Annotated in this window: 9 protein-coding genes; 7 read left to right on the top strand and 2 right to left on the bottom strand. The window is 61.5% G+C overall.

All coding sequences use genetic code 11. The features are described 5' to 3' along the window. Nucleotides 1-5: 5 nt before the first annotated feature. Nucleotides 6-986 (bottom strand): quinone oxidoreductase family protein, encoded by a 981-nt coding sequence (locus AC0GUR_RS09985; protein ID WP_472877306.1) that lies wholly within the window; start codon nt 984-986, stop codon nt 6-8. A 69-nt stretch (nt 987-1,055) separates the two neighbouring features. Continuing rightward, the gene (locus tag AC0GUR_RS09980; protein WP_472877305.1) at nt 1,056-2,048 is read right to left on the bottom strand and encodes a universal stress protein; all 993 of its coding nucleotides are present in this window, start codon (nt 2,046-2,048) and stop codon (nt 1,056-1,058) included. 442 nt (nt 2,049-2,490) lie between these two features. Between AC0GUR_RS09980 and AC0GUR_RS09975 the strand changes: the two genes are divergently transcribed. The 7 genes from AC0GUR_RS09975 to AC0GUR_RS09945 all read left to right on the top strand — a co-directional run bounded on the left by AC0GUR_RS09975 (nt 2,491) and on the right by AC0GUR_RS09945 (nt 16,868). Further along, nucleotides 2,491-5,178, top strand: coding sequence for a winged helix-turn-helix domain-containing protein (locus AC0GUR_RS09975; RefSeq protein WP_472877304.1), 2,688 nt, complete (start codon nt 2,491-2,493; stop codon nt 5,176-5,178). Between the two features lie 358 nt (nt 5,179-5,536). After that, nucleotides 5,537-6,886, top strand: coding sequence for a DUF1329 domain-containing protein (locus AC0GUR_RS09970; RefSeq protein ID WP_472877303.1), 1,350 nt, complete (start codon nt 5,537-5,539; stop codon nt 6,884-6,886). Nucleotides 6,887-7,178: 292 nt separating this feature from the next. Beyond that, the gene (locus AC0GUR_RS09965; RefSeq protein ID WP_472877302.1) at nt 7,179-8,240 is read left to right on the top strand and encodes a WD40/YVTN/BNR-like repeat-containing protein; all 1,062 of its coding nucleotides are present in this window, start codon (nt 7,179-7,181) and stop codon (nt 8,238-8,240) included. A 19-nt stretch (nt 8,241-8,259) separates the two neighbouring features. Next, a complete protein-coding gene (locus tag AC0GUR_RS09960; RefSeq protein ID WP_472877301.1) occupies nt 8,260-10,704 on the top strand; it encodes an efflux RND transporter permease subunit in 2,445 nt (814 codons plus the stop codon). Between the two features lie 319 nt (nt 10,705-11,023). Then, a complete protein-coding gene (locus AC0GUR_RS09955) occupies nt 11,024-14,596 on the top strand; it encodes a patatin-like phospholipase family protein (RefSeq protein WP_472877300.1) in 3,573 nt (1,190 codons plus the stop codon). A gap of 85 nt (nt 14,597-14,681) precedes the next feature. Then, complete coding sequence (locus AC0GUR_RS09950) at nt 14,682-15,614, top strand: chitosanase (RefSeq protein WP_472877299.1); 933 nt, start codon at nt 14,682-14,684, stop codon at nt 15,612-15,614. A 414-nt stretch (nt 15,615-16,028) separates the two neighbouring features. Further along, the gene (locus AC0GUR_RS09945) at nt 16,029-16,868 is read left to right on the top strand and encodes a hypothetical protein (RefSeq protein WP_472877298.1); all 840 of its coding nucleotides are present in this window, start codon (nt 16,029-16,031) and stop codon (nt 16,866-16,868) included. The last annotated feature ends 3 nt before the right edge of the window (nt 16,869-16,871 follow it).

Raw genomic sequence — 16,871 nt, 5'->3', positions numbered from 1 at the left:
TGGTCTCAAATGACAAAAATCGATGAACCGGTGGTCTTGCGTGCTTCAAGGTCGCGATGCGCCTGCACCGCGTCCTTGAGCGCATACCGCTGGTTGATCTCGATCTTGATGCGGCCCGACGACACGTGGTCGAACAATTCCTCGGCAAGCGCTGCTTTGTCGGCCGGGTCGGCGATGTAGTCGGCCAACGCGGGGCGCGTCATGTACAGCGAACCCTTCATGGCGAGAAGCTGGGGATCGAACGGCGGGATGGTGCCGGAGGCGGTGCCGACACACACCATGAGCCCGCGCCGGCGCAGCGAATCGAGCGAAGACATGAAGGTGGTCCGGCCTACCGAATCGAACACGACGGACACGCCCTTGCCTTCGGTGAGTTCGCGTGCACGCACCGCGACATCCTCGTGGCTGTAGTTGATGACCTCGTCGCAACCGTGCGCACGCGCCACGGCAGCCTTCTCATCGGTAGACACCGTGCCGATCACCCGCAGGCCAAGCAGCTTGGCCCACTGCGACACAATCAGGCCCACGCCACCGGCGGCCGCGTGCAGCAGGATGGTTTCGCCACGCTGGAAGGGATAGATGCGACGCATCAGATAGGCGGCCGTCAGGCCACGCATGGTCATCGCCGCGGCGGTTTCGCAGGGGATGGTTTCCGGCAAGCGGATCAGTGGCGCCGCTGGCACCAGCCGTGCCGTGCTGTAGGCACCGAGAGTGTTGATGAAACCCGTATAGGTCACGCGATCGCCGACCCATAGGTTGCTCACACCTGCACCCACGGCATCGACAATGCCGGCAGCTTCCACGCCGATACCGTTGGGCAGCGGAATGGGGTAGGTGCCGTTGCGGAAATACGTGTCGGCGAAATTGAGCCCTACGGCTTCATGGCGCAGGCGAACCTCGCCCGGGCCGGGCGCACCGACCTGGATCTTTTCGTAGCGCAGCACATCGGGGCTGCCGGCTTCATAAAAACGGATGGCGTGTTCCAAAACGGTTCTCCTCGGCTCAAAACACCGGTGCCATGCACCGGCCGGTACGAATGACGCGATGTCGTAATGTCATGGCGGCGCAAGATGGGCCATGCGTGAAAACAGCTGCCGATAAGCCGCCTTGGCTTCGCCATTGGCGCGAGGGCTGCCTGGTCGCGTGGCCGCTGCGTGGATCTCCTGCCAGTCGGCTTCGGAGAGGTAGCGTTGGGCGACGGGAAGAATTACGCCCTCAACGCGGCCCATGTGTTCCCACATGAAGTGCGCATAGCTTTCGACGGCCTCGCGAAGCTGGCCTATGCGCATCTTTCCCTGGCCGTAGCATTCGACGTCGTCGGCCAGTGCCTCGGCCATCGCGCGCTCACGTTCGTGCTGGCGCTCGAGCTCGTCCAGTTCGGCATGTACCACGGCGGTGCGGCCACGCAGCACGAAGAACAAGTAGTCGTGTTCCCTCGGGTGATGCAGTGCCAGTGGGAATTCGGCGACGTATCGCGCCATTGCCCGCATCAGGTCCACGTCCGCCTCGTTCGGCGAATTGCCCTGGCTGAGCAGGTGCAGCCACGCATGCAACACCGCGGCAAGCGCGCGGTGTTCGTCGCGGATGATTTCGACCATCGGATGGAGCTGGCCGGTGTCTTGCGTAGACGACACGAGCACAGGCAAGTCACCGGCGGTCAGCACTTTGGCGGTCTGCGAGCCAAGTGCTGCGCCACGCACGGCGCGGTGGCTGCGCGGCGCCATGAAAATAAGGTCGCAGCCCAACTTGCGCGCCGTGTCGAGTATGCCCTGGTGCGGCACGTCACCGTCGAGGATGAACGAATCGCAAGGGACGCCGAGCGCACGCGCCGCGGCTTCGGCCTTGGTAAGTAGCGCGCGGGCGCGGTCCCCGTAGGTATCGATGTAGGCAGTCGGGTCGGCTTCGCCGCCGAGGGGTGCGGCATGGCGATCGTGCACGTGCACGAAGCTGACCCGTGCACCCAGCGTGCGCGCGAGATTCACGGCCTTGCTGACCGTTTCGATCGAGAGATCGCTGTCATCGAGAGGAACAAGGAGGTGACGGTACATGCAGACTCCAGACAGGTGCGCTACCCGTGACGCGGCGGGAAATCCACCGCACCCTGCGATGGCTGCCGGAACATGTGTCCTGGCGTGGGTGGTGATGAATCCACCGTTGCTACTCCTTGAGCGACGAACCTCCGTCTGCGAAGAGTCATCTCCGGGACTCCACCCCTGTCGAATGAGCCTTTCCGCTCACTCGACCTCAGCCGCCGAGCGACTGGAACGCCGGACCTGTTTGGTCACAGGACTAAGGCTAGGTACGGCCGGCCGTGGAGACCCCCCCCGGCAAGGAGGGGGAGTGCCGTGAAGGGTCCGTGATGTGTGGTCACGCCGGTGGTGCCGTGCCTACAATGATTTGAGACGCATGCCGGTGACGCGGGCTGTCCATGGCCCGTGACGTCGCACCGTTGGTAGTTGAAGTCCGAGCCAGCCCAACTGGATTCGTTTGATGGCCATCACGCCCGGCGGGACAGCCCCCGCCATCGCCGAACTCGTGCTGAAGACCACGCCGCCCAGGGCGCCGCGCTATCTGTTGGCGCGGCCGCGCCTGAGTCTGGATGACGAGCAGTTCCGCGACCGCTCGTTTGTCCTGGTCCAGGCGCCGGCAGGTTTCGGCAAGACGTCCTTGCTGGCCCAGTGGCGTCATGAGTATCTGGCGCGAGGTTGGGCGGTGGCATGGATTTCGGCCGATGGCAGTCCCGATCCCCAGCGCATGCTGCACAGCCTGGTACTGGCAGTGCGCATGGGTTGCGGCCGCCCACAGTTCGGCGCGACCTTGCTGGAGGGCGCGTCGGCGACGTTCGGTGAGTACGAAGGCGTCACCGCATGGCTGAGCGAAGTGGCCCAGGCGCCGCTGTCGATGGTGCTGATGATCGATGAGGCCGAGCGCTTGCATCCGAGCAGCCTGGCTGCCCTGAGCTATCTGCTGCACAACGCGCCGCCCAACCTCCGCGTGGTGGCAGCGGGCCGGGGTGAGCTGGATACCATGGTGGCGGACCTGCTCGCGTATGGTCAGTGCACGTCAGTTGGCGTAGAAACACTGCGCTTCACGCTGGAGGAAACCATCGCTCTCGTGCGCAATCGCATCGGTGCCAAGGCCGATGCGGATACGTGTGCACGACTTCATGAAATGACCGAAGGCTGGCCACTCGGCCTGCAGCTGATGCTTGCCGCGATGGAGCGAGGTAGCGACCTGCGCAGCCTGGTGGGCCCGCACTCGCCCGATTCACGCAACCAATTGGTGGAAGCGCTGACGGCCAGGCTTGCGCCGGAGGATGTGGCCTTTCTCACCCGTGTCGCCGTGGTGGACCAGTTGCACCCGGACCTCTGCTTTGCCCTCACGGGCGACGAGGACGCACCGCAACGGCTTGCACGCCTTGCGCGCGAGACGCCGATTTTCGTGATCGGTGAGGATTCAGACTGGTGCCGCCTGCACCTGCTTGCCTCCGACGCGTTGCGTCTGCGCCTGGCGGAGTGGCCCGCGCAGGAGCGGGCGAATTTGCATGGCCTTGCACAGGACTGGCTGGCGGCACACGGCATGCTCACGCAAGCGGCACGCCATGCACGTGAGGCGGGCAGGGAAGGCGTTGCCGTCGATCTCGCGCAAAAAGGCCTTTACGAGGCGGTGATCCAGGGGCACATGGGCACGATGCGCGAATGGCTCGATGTGCTGCCGGAGTCGGTGCTGGACCAGCATCCGCAGTTGCGCCTGGCCGCCGCATGGTCACTTGCGGTGAGCGAGCGCCATGAGGAAGCCGAGCGAATGGTCGGGCTCATCCTTTCGAGGCCTGACGTCAATCTCGCTTTGCGCTACGAGTGCGTGCTCATTGCAAGTGGCGCCGCGTACTACTCGGATGATCCGGATCGATGCGTCGCCATGCTGGCACCGTGGAAGGATGCTGCACCGGGCGCTGAACCCAAGTTCGTGCGCATGCACATCAATCGCCTTGCCATGATGGCCTTGCTTCAGGGCGATCCGGCCGAGGCGCGACGCCTGTGCGGCACGGCAAGCGCGGATTCGCCAAAAGAGCCGGACTACGCCTCACGCTGGCGCGAATTCATCACCGGACTGAGCTTTGTATGGGAAGGACAAATTCTGCTTGCTGAGGACGGCGTGCGCGCAGCGTTGATGTCCATCGATGCGAAGTTCGGGCGCCGGCACCCGCTGTCATGCATGTTCGCCGCCTTGCTCGCCTCGATCGCCTATGAGCGCGACCGGCTGGATGAAGCCCTGGCCTTGCTGGCCAACCGACTTGACGTCCTTGAGCGCGTCGGTGCGCCCGAGGCGATGCTGGTCGGCTACCGTACCGTGACGCGCGTGGCTGCGGCGCAGGGTGAAGAACACCGTGCGCTCGACATGCTGGAGGCATCGTTTGCCATTGGCGCGGCGCGACGACTGCCACGCCTGTGCATCGCCAGCCTGGGTGAGCAGGTGCGCCTGCACGCGAGCCGTTTCCGCAAAGAGACCTGCAGTGCGTTGATCGCCCGGATCGACGAACTGGTGGCCAGTGAAAGCCCTGGACGAGGACTTTTGTGGCGACGTAACGTCGAACTGCTGAGTGCCATGGCGCATGCCTATGCCGCCATGGCATCGCAGGAGTGGCCGGTGGTACTCGAGGCCGTATCGCGAGCCGCGCCCATCGCCGAGCAGGCCAGGCTGGGGCGCTTCCGCATCGAATGCATGGCGTTGCGAGCATTTGCACTGGACCGCAATGGTGAGGACGGCCGCGCACTGATCATCGAGGCCATGAGTCTGGCCAAGACCTATGGCTTCATGCGCCTCCTCACGGATACCCATCCGGTGCTTACCGACTGGGCCTACCGCGTGATGCGGGAGGCGAGTGGTGAATCCGAGTTGGGCACCGCATCGCCGTCGCGGGTGATTCCCCCATCGGCGGATCATCGCCAGGGCGTCCCGCGCGTCATGCCGAGCATGGTGCTGACCCCGAAAGAGCGCGAGGTGCTCGAATTCCTTGCGCGCAATTTGTCGAACAAAGAGATCGCCCAGGCCATGGCCGTGGGTGAGGCCACGGTGAAATGGCACCTCAAGAACCTGTCCGGCAAGCTGGGTGTGGGTACGCGCCGGCATGTCGTGCACCGCGCGCAACTGCTCGGCCTCATCCAGGGGCTGGAATAGCCGCACCTGCCTGGGCGCCACCACTGACGCCCTTCATGAATGTGAAGCCAGGGCAATAGCCGGGCAGGCACCCTTCGTTACCGAATGGCCCCACCCCCGACGTTTTGGGGGGGGTGTGGTTTGCGCCGCTCCTAACAATGGGGATCGACCGCTTTCGCGTGTCCATTGCCGCGAGGCAGGACAGGCTGACCGGCAACAAGAGCGAGGCAACGTAACGAGCGTGGGTGCTGCGAAAGCATGCACCCGTGTCCCGGCAGAACCATGCCGGCTGGTGCGAAACGAGGCCTGTGCTTACGCCCCGGGGTGGCGATGAAAACCGCACCCCGACACTGGTATCACCATCGCGAGGAGTATGCGCATGCAATTCCGCAAAGCCCTGATAGCCGGGACCATGGCTGTTCTGATCTCTGGCGTGGGCCATGCCAGCGTTTCGTCTGACGAAGCGAAGAAGCTTGGCACCACGCTGACCGGCGTCGGCGCAGACATGGCCGGCAGCGCCGATGGCGCTATTCCCGCCTATAGCGGTGGCCTTACCAGTGCCCCCTCCGGATTCAAGGCGGGCAGTGGCATTCGTCCTAATCCGTTCGCCGGCGAAAAGCCGCTGCTGACGATTGATGCGAAAAACATGGACAAGTACTCGGCCAACCTGACGGAGGGCACCAGGGCCCTGATGAAGAAGTACCCGGGCTATCACATCGACGTCTATCCGACGCATCGCTCCGCGGCGTTCCCGAAGTTTGTCGTCGACAACACCGCCAAGTGCGCCGTGGAAGCGAAGACGGACGCCGATGGCCGTTCGATGAGTGGCTGCCATGCGGGCTTCCCGTTCCCGATGCCGCAAACCGGCTTCGAAGCGATGTGGAACCACCTGGTGCGCTTCAATGGCGTTGCCTATGACAGCAAGTATCGCAACTACAACGTCGACGCCTCGGGCCATGCAGCGTTGTCCACCGAGGGTAATGCCGTTGAGGAATATCCCTATTGGGATGTCAGCAAGCCGGGCGCGGACGTCTTTTGGCAGCAGCGCCTGACCTACACCGGCCCGGCGCGTCGTGCGGGCGAGGCCATGCAGATCGTCGACCCCCTCAATTACAGCGACAAGGGTCGCAAGGCATGGCAGTACCTGCCGGGCCAGCGCCGCGTGAAGGTGGCGCCGGATCTTGCCTTTGACACGCCCAACCCGGGCTCAGGTGGCGCCTCCACCTTTGATGACGTGTTTCTGTTCAACGGCTCGATGGAACGCTATGACTTCAAGCTCGTCGGCAAGAAGGAAATCTACGTTCCGTACAACGACTACAAGATGGCCTATGAGTCGAAGGCAGGCGACTTGCTGACGCCGAACTTCCTCAATCCTGCCGACGTGCGCTGGGAGATGCATCGCGTGTGGGTGGTGGAAGCCACGCTGGCTGCCGGCAAGCGCCACATCTACAGCAAGCGCACGTTCTATCTCGATGAAGACAGCTGGGCCGCCGTTGCGTCCGATTCCTATGACGCGCGCGGGCAACTGTTCCGTACCGGCTTTGCCTACATCACCCCGGCCTATGACATGCCCGCGCCTGTGGCTGACTTGCATGGCATCTACGACCTCAACGCAGGTTCGTACTCGCTGACCGGGTTCTCCGGCGAAACGGGTGGCGTGCGCTACGTGAAGCCAATGTCAGAGCGCGAATGGTCGCCGGAGTCGCTGGCAGGTTCGGGGGTTCGTTGATCGCCCACGCCGGGTGATCTTGAGGCTTGTCGCGAAGCGGAAACGCATCCGCTTCGCGACTCACTCGCATGGCAATGGCGGTGGTGAGGCATGCCCTGCATGACCTCGCCGGCGAGCGGTCCTCTCGGGGGAGGGGTTACTTCATCCGTCGCTCGGCAAAGACATGGTCCCACCGCCATTTGCCACGCACTTCTTTGGTTCCACTGCTTGCACGACGCTGTCCGGCCTCGCACCGGTCACGGCAATTCGCGCTTCGAGAGCAGGCTTTAGATTCTTGGGGAAGCCTTTGTTCATGCACTCCATCCGCCGCGCCTTGATCGCGTTGGCATTCGCGCTCCCATGCGTCGCGGTCGCGGGCTTCACCGATGTGCTGGACACACCAGCCAGCATGAGTCCACTGGCATCCAGAAGCCTGCTCAATGGCCTGGCGATTGCTGGCCATCGCGTGGTCGCTGTCGGGCAGCGGGGTCACATCGTTTACTCCGATGACAACGGCACGAGCTGGCAACAGGCGAGGGTGCCGGTGTCGTCCGATCTGGTGGCGGTCAGTTTTCCCACGCCTCAGCAAGGGTGGGCGGTGGGTCACGACGGCGTCGTGCTGCATAGCGTTGATAGTGGAATGAGTTGGTCCGTTCAGTTGGATGGTCGTCGTACGGGGGCATTGATGCTGGCGCAGATCCGCACCCGTGCTGCAAAGGGCGAGCTGGGTAGTCGGGAAGTGGCTGACAAGCTGGTGGATGAGGTGGGACGGATCGCTGCGCAGGGCGCGGAGAATCCCTTTCTCGATGTGTGGTTTGCCGATGCGGCGCATGGCTTCGTCGTCGGTGCGTTCAACCTCATTTTCGAAACCACGGATGGCGGGCAGCACTGGACGTCGTGGTTCGCACGCACCGAGAACCCGGATCGCCTGCACCTGTATGCCGTGCATGGGGTCGGCGCCGATATCTACGTCACCGGCGAGCAGGGCCTCGTGCTCAAGCTCGATCGCAACGCCGGGCGCTTTCGCGCGCTGGAAACGCCCTACAAGGGCACGTATTTCGGCGTAGCGGGAACCACCGGGGCCGTCGTGGTCTACGGGCTGCGCGGCAACGCCTATCGCAGCATCGACGCAGGCGAGCACTGGGCGCCGATCGACACCGGCATCCAGGAAGGCATCACCGCTGGCACGAGTTTCGGTGCAAACGGCCTTGCTCTGGTGAGCCAGGCCGGCACGGTGCTGCTCAGCAGCGATGGTGGCGAGCATTTCATTGCTCATCGACCGGTCAAGCCAGCCCCGACATCGGCCGTGGTGATGTCCAGTGACCTGATCGTGACGGCTGGCGCGCTGGGCGTAAATGCCCGGGCGCTGCATTGAGCCAGCGGAGATAGTTTGCATGACCGTTTCAACCGAACCGTTTGATCACATGCCCGTCGTCCGCTCGGCCGACGCTTTCGACAAGCACTCCGGAAGCCTGCTGGAGCGGCTGGTGTTCAACCATCGCATCATCATGGTCCTGGCGTGCGTGGTCGCCACCGTGACCCTTGGCTGGCTGGCGGTGACGAGGCTGAGCTTCAACGCCAGTTTCGAGAAGATGATACCGAGCCACCACCCCTACATCCGCAACTACCTGGAAAACGCCGGCGAACTGCGCGGCCTGGGCAACTCGTTGCGCGTGGTGGTCGAAAACGAGCATGGCGACATTTTCGACACGAAGTACCAGGAGGTACTGAAGAAGATCAATGACGACCTGTTCCTCACCCCCGGTGTCGACCGCGCCTGGGTCAAGTCCATGTGGACACCCTCGGTGCGCTGGACCGAAGTGACGGAGGAGGGCTTTCGCGGCGGTCCGGTGATGCCGGACAACTACGATGGCTCGCCAAGGAGCACCGCGCAGCTCAAGCTCAATATCGCGCGCTCAGGCATCGTCGGTCGCTTTGTCGGTAATGACTTCAAGTCCAGCATGATTTTCGTGCCCTTGCTCGACAAGAACCCGGACACCGGCAAACCCATCGACTACCGCACGCTGTCGCGCTCGCTTGAAGAAATCCGCGCGCGCTATGAAGCCACGCCCGGAGTGAAAGTCCGCCTGCATGTGATCGGCTTCGCCAAGCTCGTGGGCGACCTGATCGAAGGCCTGGTCAAGGTGATGAGCTTCTTCGGCATCGCCGCGCTGATCGCGACCTTGGTGATTTTTAGCTATACGCGCTGCCTGCGAAGCACGGCGCTGGTCATTCTGTGCTCCATCGTGGCCGTGGTTTGGCAGCTTGGCCTGGTCGCCGTGCTGGGCTTTTCACTCGATCCTTTCTCAATCCTCGTGCCATTCCTGATCTTTGCCATCGGCGTCTCGCACGGCGCGCAGAAGATGAACGGCATCATGCAGGACATCGGACGCGGCACCCACCGCCTGGTTGCCGCGCGCTACACCTTCCGCCGCCTGTTTCTGGCGGGCGTCACCGCCTTGCTGGCAGATGCGGTGGGTTTTGGCGTGCTGATGCTGATCGATATTCCGGTGATTAAGGATCTCGCCTTGACCGCGAGCATCGGCGTGGCCGTGCTGATCTTTACCAACTTGCTGCTGTTGCCGGTGCTGCTTTCCTTCACTGGCGTCGATCCCGCGGCGGCCGAGCGCAGCCTGCGCACCGAGCGCGAGCAGGCCGAAGGGAAGGGTGGTCGCGCTACGTGGCAACTGCTGGAGCGCTTCACCACGCGGCGGTGGGCGATGGGTTCCCTGGCCGTATCGGTGGCGCTTGCTGTGACGGGCTTCGCGGTCAGCACGCACTTGAAGATCGGCGACCTCGAATCGGGCGCACCTGAGCTGCGCGCGAACTCGCGCTACAACCGCGACAACGCCTATATCACCGGCAACTATTCGCTATCGAGCGATGTATTCGCCGTCATCGTCAAAACACCACCGGAGGGATGCCTCAAGTATCCGACCCTGGTGGAGGCGGACCGACTGGCCTGGGCGCTGCGGCAAGTGCCTGGCGTGCAAGCGACTGCGTTCCTTGGCGATGCAGTGCGCCAGATCACTGCGGGTTCCTATGAGGGTAACCCCAAGTGGCTGACCCTTGCCCGCAACCAGGATGTGCTTAATTACGGCGCACAGCAGGCATCGGTGAACAATCCGGACCTGTTCAACAACGCCTGCTCGATCATGCCGGTGATCGCCTATCTCTCCGATCACCGCGCCGAAACGCTTGACCGGGTCGTCGCGGCAGCTGCTTCATTCGCAGCGACACATGGCGCAAAGGATCGCCAGTACCTGTTGGCCGCCGGCAGTGCGGGCATCGATGCTGCAACCAATATTGTGGTGCGTGAGGCTGATCGCACCATGCTGTTCTATGTCTACGGTGCGGTGATCGTGCTGTGCTTCGTGACATTCCGGTCGTGGCGCGCCGTGGTCGTGGCCGTCGTACCGCTGATGCTCACCTCCATCCTCTGTGAGGCCTTGATGGTGGTGCTTGGCATCGGCGTAAAAGTCGCGACCTTGCCAGTCATCGCACTGGGCGTAGGCATTGGAGTGGACTACGCGCTTTACCTGCTGTCCATCCAGCTCGCACAACAACGCGCAGGCGTACCGCTGGCGGAGGCTTACCGTCATGCCGTGCAGTTCACCGGCAAGGTCGTAGCACTGGTAGGTGTGACGCTGGCCGCCGGCGTAGTGACCTGGGCGTTCTCCCCCATCAAGTTCCAGGGCGACATGGGCATCCTGCTCACCTTCATGTTCCTGTGGAACATGGCGGGTGCCTTGGTACTGATCCCAGCGCTATCGCATTTCCTGCTGCGAGAGACCACATGGCAGGCAGCTGCCAGCAACGCATCGCAGCGCGCAGACTGAAGAGGCCGCTCAGGCAGCCTCGCCGGCCTTCAGGTGCACGCCAAGCGGCTGGTCACCTCGGGCCGGTGTCACTGTTCGCAGCAGTGTGATTGGGCGCGTCATGACGAATCACCGGGTGCAATGAGCGACGGCATCGCTTACATCCCGCGACATATGTCCGGCGGCCTGTGCCGGCAGCTATTAGCCACTCCCGCGCGTGTACCTGAGCGGCATACGGCTTTGGTGCTATAGGCAATAAAGGCGTCTCACTGCACTTTCGCGAATGCCCTTTGGGTGTCATCTGCTCATCAGGCCCAGTCCGGCCAAATGGGGACATGCGATGAACGATGCGACGAGTTGCTGTGGGCCTTCGCAGGCTGATGTCGACGCTGTCAGGTGTCGGCGCGACGCACTGCCGAAAGTTGACGGACCTGGCGTGTTCGATTCGAATCAAACTGTCATGGGCCTTGCGCTGTCCGGTGGAGGTATTCGAAGCGCTACGTTCTGTCTTGGCTTGCTTCGCGCCCTGGCCAAGAACGGCGTACTACATCGCTTCGATTACTTGTCCACTGTGTCAGGCGGTGGATACATCGGGGCCATGCTTGGACGACTATATGGGGCAGGGAACAATGTCGGCCAGCCAAAGATAGGCAATGCCATGGATGTAGAGAAGGGCGTCGCCGACGATGGCACGCTTCTGCTCTGGTGGTTGCGCAACAACGGCCGCTACCTGCTTCCTGCGGGAATCAAGGATCTATTTCAGGCAGGTTCCGGCCAGATCCGCAGCTTCGTCGCTACGCAATTCGAATTCATGGTGGTTTGCCTCTTCATTGCCTGCCTTGTCGTGGCACCGCATTTGATTTTTGCGTGGGCAACGCCGGTCAACGGGCAGCTGCCTATAGCCTTCAGTCCCTGGTTTCTGCTGTCCGGATTGTTTGCGATAGGCGTGGTGGCTTCGTGCTACGCCTATTGGTTGCTTGGCATGAATCCTGTGACGGGATTCATTCTCATGCTCCTGTGCGTTCTCGTTGGACTGCCACTTGGTTATGAGGCCCTGAGCGCCTTTGCCGTGGGGTCGACTGATTCAGCCGTGTTCTTTGGCATCGCAGCCATGCTTCTGCTACCTGCCGTAGCGGGGTGGCCATGGTCACTCGCCCGTAGCCATCGGGATGCGGTCGATGTCAGTCGCGTGCGCTGCACAAAATTTCTCGCCCTGATGCTTGCTCTCTGCCTCGGCGCAGCCTCTCTTGGTGCGCTTGACATGGTCAGCTGGTACCTGCGGTACGAGCTGTTGAGTGTCGTGGGTGGCCATAGTCCCTTACGACTCTCGCTGGGTATCGGCTGGACCACGCTGCTGGCTTTCGTGGCACGCGCCATGGCACCCATCCTTTCGTCCCGTGACAAGACGGCTACCGCAGGCCTGTCACTGGAATCGCTGGGTAACGTCATTGGCCTGTTACTTATCTCCGCTGTGGCCATTGCCTGGCTTGGCATCTACCAGGCATTGCTTCTCCCTGACGATCCTGCAGTTGTCGCAGGTCATCCAAAGGCATTTCTATATGCACCTGTCTTGATTGTGCTTGGGCTTTTGATTGCCTTGCTGACAGGCAAGCAGCTACAACAACTGAACCTTTCGTCGCTGCACTTCTTTTATCGGTCACGTCTTGCGCGCACATACGTCTCGGTGGGCAATTTCTCTGCTGTCGTCAACAACCAGGGAAATGCCAGGTTTCCCGTGTCCCCGCTGACTGCCAATACTCGTGCTTTTACGATGAACACTCGTCGCGTGACCGATCAGCTGCCGAACGATGACTTGCCTTTCATTCAGTACCAGCCTCATCGTTATGGCGGCCCGATTCATTTGATCAACTGTTGTATCAATCAGACGCGGGATGATCGAACCGGCCTGTTCAACGCCGACCGAAAGGGCGTCAGCCTGACGGTCAGTGCCCTTGGCGTGGAGACCGGTGGTCAGTCACCGCAGCCGCCACCCGCGGGCGTCATGCTCAAGGACACGCTTGCGCAGTGGATTGCCATTTCAGGAGCGGCGATAGCATCGGGCATGGGCTCGCATACAAGGCCTGGCATTGCCGCAATGACGTTCTTGAGCGGCTTCAGGCTGGGCTACTGGACGCAAAGCCTTACCCAGGCATTGCAGCGCCAATGGATAGGCCTGGCCAAGTACACCTCCCTTATTCGGGAGACTTTCGCGCAATTCCCTGGTCTTGGCTCCAACTATTGGTACGTCTCCGATGGCGGCCATTTCGACAACACCGGCGTCTATGCACTCCTCAAGCGACGAGTTCCGCTGATTGTCCTGGCGGATTGTGGCGCTGACCCCAAGTACAGTTTCGGCGATCTGGAAAATCTGGTACGCAAGGCACGGATCGACTATGACGCGGAGATCCAGATCATTGATCCGGCTTCACTGCCGCAGTCTGCGTCGCCCATTGTCGGCTGTTTCGGCACACCCACGACCATTGATCCTACGCCCGGCTTGGCGAGCCTTGTACTGGCGCGCATTGTCTATCCGGGTGCGAATGCCGCACCGGGCATACTGCTGGTCGTCAAGCCACGAGTAAGGCCCACGCTCGATCTCGATCTGATCAGTTACAGCGACCGCAACCCGTCCTTCCCCCAGCAAAGTACCGCCAATCAATTCTTCTGCGAGGAAGAATGGGAAAGCTACTGCTCGCTTGGGCTGAATATCGGGCGATATATTGATGCCTGGTTGCTGACGAATGCGCCTGCGTGGGCAGCGGCTTCCGTAGCCTCCAGTGCGCAGACTGTGGCGTCACTACCGATGCAAGCCGCAACTACGACCAAGGGAACGCGAAAAGTGGTCAGGGCTGTTGGAACGTCCTTGGGAGCTGGCGTGCTTTTAACGACGGGCATTGCCGCGTGGCAAGCGTGGAACAACTATCAGAGTGAGCTGGCGCATGAGCGTGATGTTTTCGATGACGCAGTCAGCTCAGCATGGAGTGCTCTGTCTCCCGCGGGCACGAAGTTCGGGGCGCCCGTTCAGGCTGGGCTGAGCAAGATCCATCACTACGTAAACACTCATGCCGTAAGCAAAGCAGAGATTTCGGAACTTGATGCCCTTGTTGATCAGATCCATAAGATTTGCGAACCCGCCACTCTGACCGAGTGCAACAACGCGGCAGCGGTGCTCGCCTACCCGGGTCAATACGTCGATCACTCGTCGGTCGCTCCGGTGGCCGTCTATACGAACTGGCCAGTTCGCAATGCTGCCCACTTGTCACCAGCGATCAATAGCCAGGGGCTGGCAGCCACCGGTGGGCCAGTCGGCAGTCTGCCGGCCCCGCCGAAAGGTGCGTCACAACAGAGTGCAGCGAGCGTCACTGTCGAGTCTGGATTGTCAGCGGCTGGCGGAACTTCTGCGGCAGCGCCGACGGCAGCCGAGAACGGCACCGGAGGGGAACACATCGCAAGTAACCACTCGGCCAGCAGTGCTTCACAAGCAGCCGCGGTGGCAGATCCTCCTGCGAATACGTCCAATGTGGCAACCCAGGTGGCGATGAGCTGCGCCGCGAGCGGAGGGCGCCCCTTTACGCTGTACACGCAGATTTATGATGAGGCGACGCGCAATCCCGTAAACGTTGTCGTCTCGTCACTCCGACCTCTCGGGGTCGTCGTACCGGGTATCGAGAACGTGACCGCTGCGGCGATGAGATCGGGGCGGAGGCTGCCGTCCCCCTGGGCCCAGCCGACCCTGATCTATTCATCAGGTGGCGAGCAATGCGCTTCGGCGCTGAAGGCGCTCCTGGTCACTCATTGGACAAATATCCAGTTGATTCCCATGCCCTCTGCTCTTCAGGGAAGTTCCTCGACGATCGAGCTTTGGGTACCACCTTCAGCAAGGGTAGAGGGGCGAGCGGTGGCGGGGCGCTAAGAGTTGGGCATTGCCTGTGTCACATCAACAAGCCAGAGAGGCGGAGTCAACCACTCCTGTCGCCCTGACATAGAGGAGAAACGACGTGATCACTGCTACGCAGAAGAAAACCGCTCAAGCCGTCGTCAACATCTTTGAAACAGGCTCGGTGCTAGGCGATTACGGCAGCGTGACGCTGATCGCCGGCGACACAGGGCACCTGACTTTCGGGCGATCGCAGACCACCTTGGGATCGGGCAATCTCGCCAACCTGATACACCGCTACTGTGGCAACCCGGGTGCCCGCTTTTCGGACAAGCTCAGTCCGTTCTTGACGCGTTTTTCAGCCCGTGACCTGACCCTCGACAACGACCAGTATTTGCAAAACATTCTTCGAGCGACTGCAGACGATCCTTTGATGCGGGAGACGCAGGATCAATTTTTTGACGACGCCTATTGGAATCCCGCCCAGCAGGCTGCGGACGCGCTTGGCGTAACGACGCCATTGGGCATCGCCGTCATCTACGACAGTACGGTGCATGGTTCCTGGGAGTTGATACGGGACCGCACGTTAGGTGCAACGGGCACCGTGGGTGGGGTTGGCGAGGAGGCGTGGATTTCAGCTTATGTCACCCAGCGCCACGACTGGCTGGCTAATAATGCGCGCGCGGACCTTCGCGCGACGGTCTATCGAATGGACGCCCTCAGCCGCCTGATCGATCTTGATGAATGGGGGCTTGAGCTACCTCTTGTCGTCCGAAGTCGCGAAATATCCCTGGCTACGCTCGGTGCCACGCCCGGTGACAGCTATGACGGACCACAACCAGGTAGCCGTAATCTGGTTTTGCAGATGCCGCTGACAAGTGGGCTGGATGTGCGCTTGGTGCAACTAGGGCTATCGAAGCTGGGCATGGACATCAAGGCAGATGGCATCTTTGGCAAAAACAGCGCAGATAACATCAGACAATGCCAAGCAACCAAAGGGCTTCCCGCCACGGGTGTGGCGGATCCGGCGCTTATCGCAGAACTTGTAAATTGATTGCGGCGGAGTGACTCGAATCCGCGGAATTCACGCCGGTCATGCCTTTGCCGTGTGCACGTAAGTCGCCATGCGATGGACAAGGGCAACGGAATGGATCGAGGTCACTGCAACCCGGCTGTCGCTGAGGCTGCGCGATGAGAGGGGGTGCAAGAGATCGTGCAAGTGCGCAAATACCTCAAGCGCTACCAACGACAACCACAGGGCGCCCAAGATGGCTTCCGCACTGCCTTGGCCCCGCGGTCCGGACATGTGTTCGGCACGCTAATCCCATCGATGATGCCGAACTAGTGGCCATAAGGCCTAACGGTTCTTCGCTGGGAGAGTGCTAAAACACGGCGATTAGTCGGGCTTGCAACGGGAGAGGCTGCCATGTTTGGAAGCGCTGTTCTCGAAGTCGCTACGGGGTTGATCGTGTGCTTTGGTTCGATTGCGCTCATTGCCAGCAGCGTACACGAAGCCATGGCGTCGCTGTTTCATCTGCGAGCCACCACCTTGATGAAGGGCGTAAGGGATCTGCTCAACAATGAATCGTCTCTGATTCTTGGCATATACAACAACCTTTTGACAAGCCCGCGTAGCAACGGCAAAGCAACATCGATCTCCGAAATATTGAGCCAAAAACGCATGGCGCCGTCTTACATGGCACCCGTCGATTTTGCCAAAGCACTGGTGGATACGCTTCAGAAGGGTGCTCTGACATTCGCCAACATGCGTCCAAGCATCGAGGCCATACAGGACCCGCAACTACGCGAGGGTTTCCTTGGCATGTATAGCCGCGCCGCGGGTGACGTCGCCGCGTTCGAGAAAGATGTCGCGAACTGGTTTGATAGCGCGATGGATAGAGTAGGTGGTGTGTACAAGCGACAGACACAGTTCTGGACGTTTGTTTACGGCTTCATCTTTGCCGTGTTGCTTAATGTCGATGCCAATCAGGTGGCCGCGGCCTTGTGGTCCTACGCGGTCGCCGGACACGGTTCGTTTCAAGCGACAGCAGCGCCTCAAACGGTTACTGATGCGTTCGATGCAATCCGCAGCCTACCCGTCGGCCTGCAGAACCTGACTGCTCGTGTACACCCACAGTCGCCGGTCGTTCCCGGCGGCTACGACATCAGTGCGATTCTGCGCGCGATGCCTGGATGGTTGTTGACGGCGTCTGCTGCGCTCTTTGGTGCGCCGTTCTGGTTTGGTTTGCTTGGGAAGGTCGCGCAATTGCGTGGGACGGGCGCCAAGCCTGACGCCAACAATACGTAGCCA

It is taken from the genome of Dyella sp. PARNA 12/25 (assembly GCF_055702865.1).
Note: the sequence above shows the minus strand (reverse complement) of the source record. Positions and strands in the feature narration are given on the sequence as shown.

Excerpts from the sequence above, each read along its gene's own strand:
- AC0GUR_RS09970 (WP_472877303.1), top strand. The coding sequence starts at position 5,537 with ATGCAATTCCGCAAAGCCCTGATAGCCGGGACCATGGCTGTTCTGATC.
- AC0GUR_RS09975 (WP_472877304.1), top strand. The coding sequence starts at position 2,491 with ATGGCCATCACGCCCGGCGGGACAGCCCCCGCCATCGCCGAACTCGTG.
- AC0GUR_RS09955 (WP_472877300.1), top strand. The coding sequence starts at position 11,024 with ATGAACGATGCGACGAGTTGCTGTGGGCCTTCGCAGGCTGATGTCGAC.
- AC0GUR_RS09965 (WP_472877302.1), top strand. The coding sequence starts at position 7,179 with ATGCACTCCATCCGCCGCGCCTTGATCGCGTTGGCATTCGCGCTCCCA.
- AC0GUR_RS09980 (WP_472877305.1), bottom strand. The coding sequence starts at position 2,048 with ATGTACCGTCACCTCCTTGTTCCTCTCGATGACAGCGATCTCTCGATC.
- AC0GUR_RS09960 (WP_472877301.1), top strand. The coding sequence starts at position 8,260 with ATGACCGTTTCAACCGAACCGTTTGATCACATGCCCGTCGTCCGCTCG.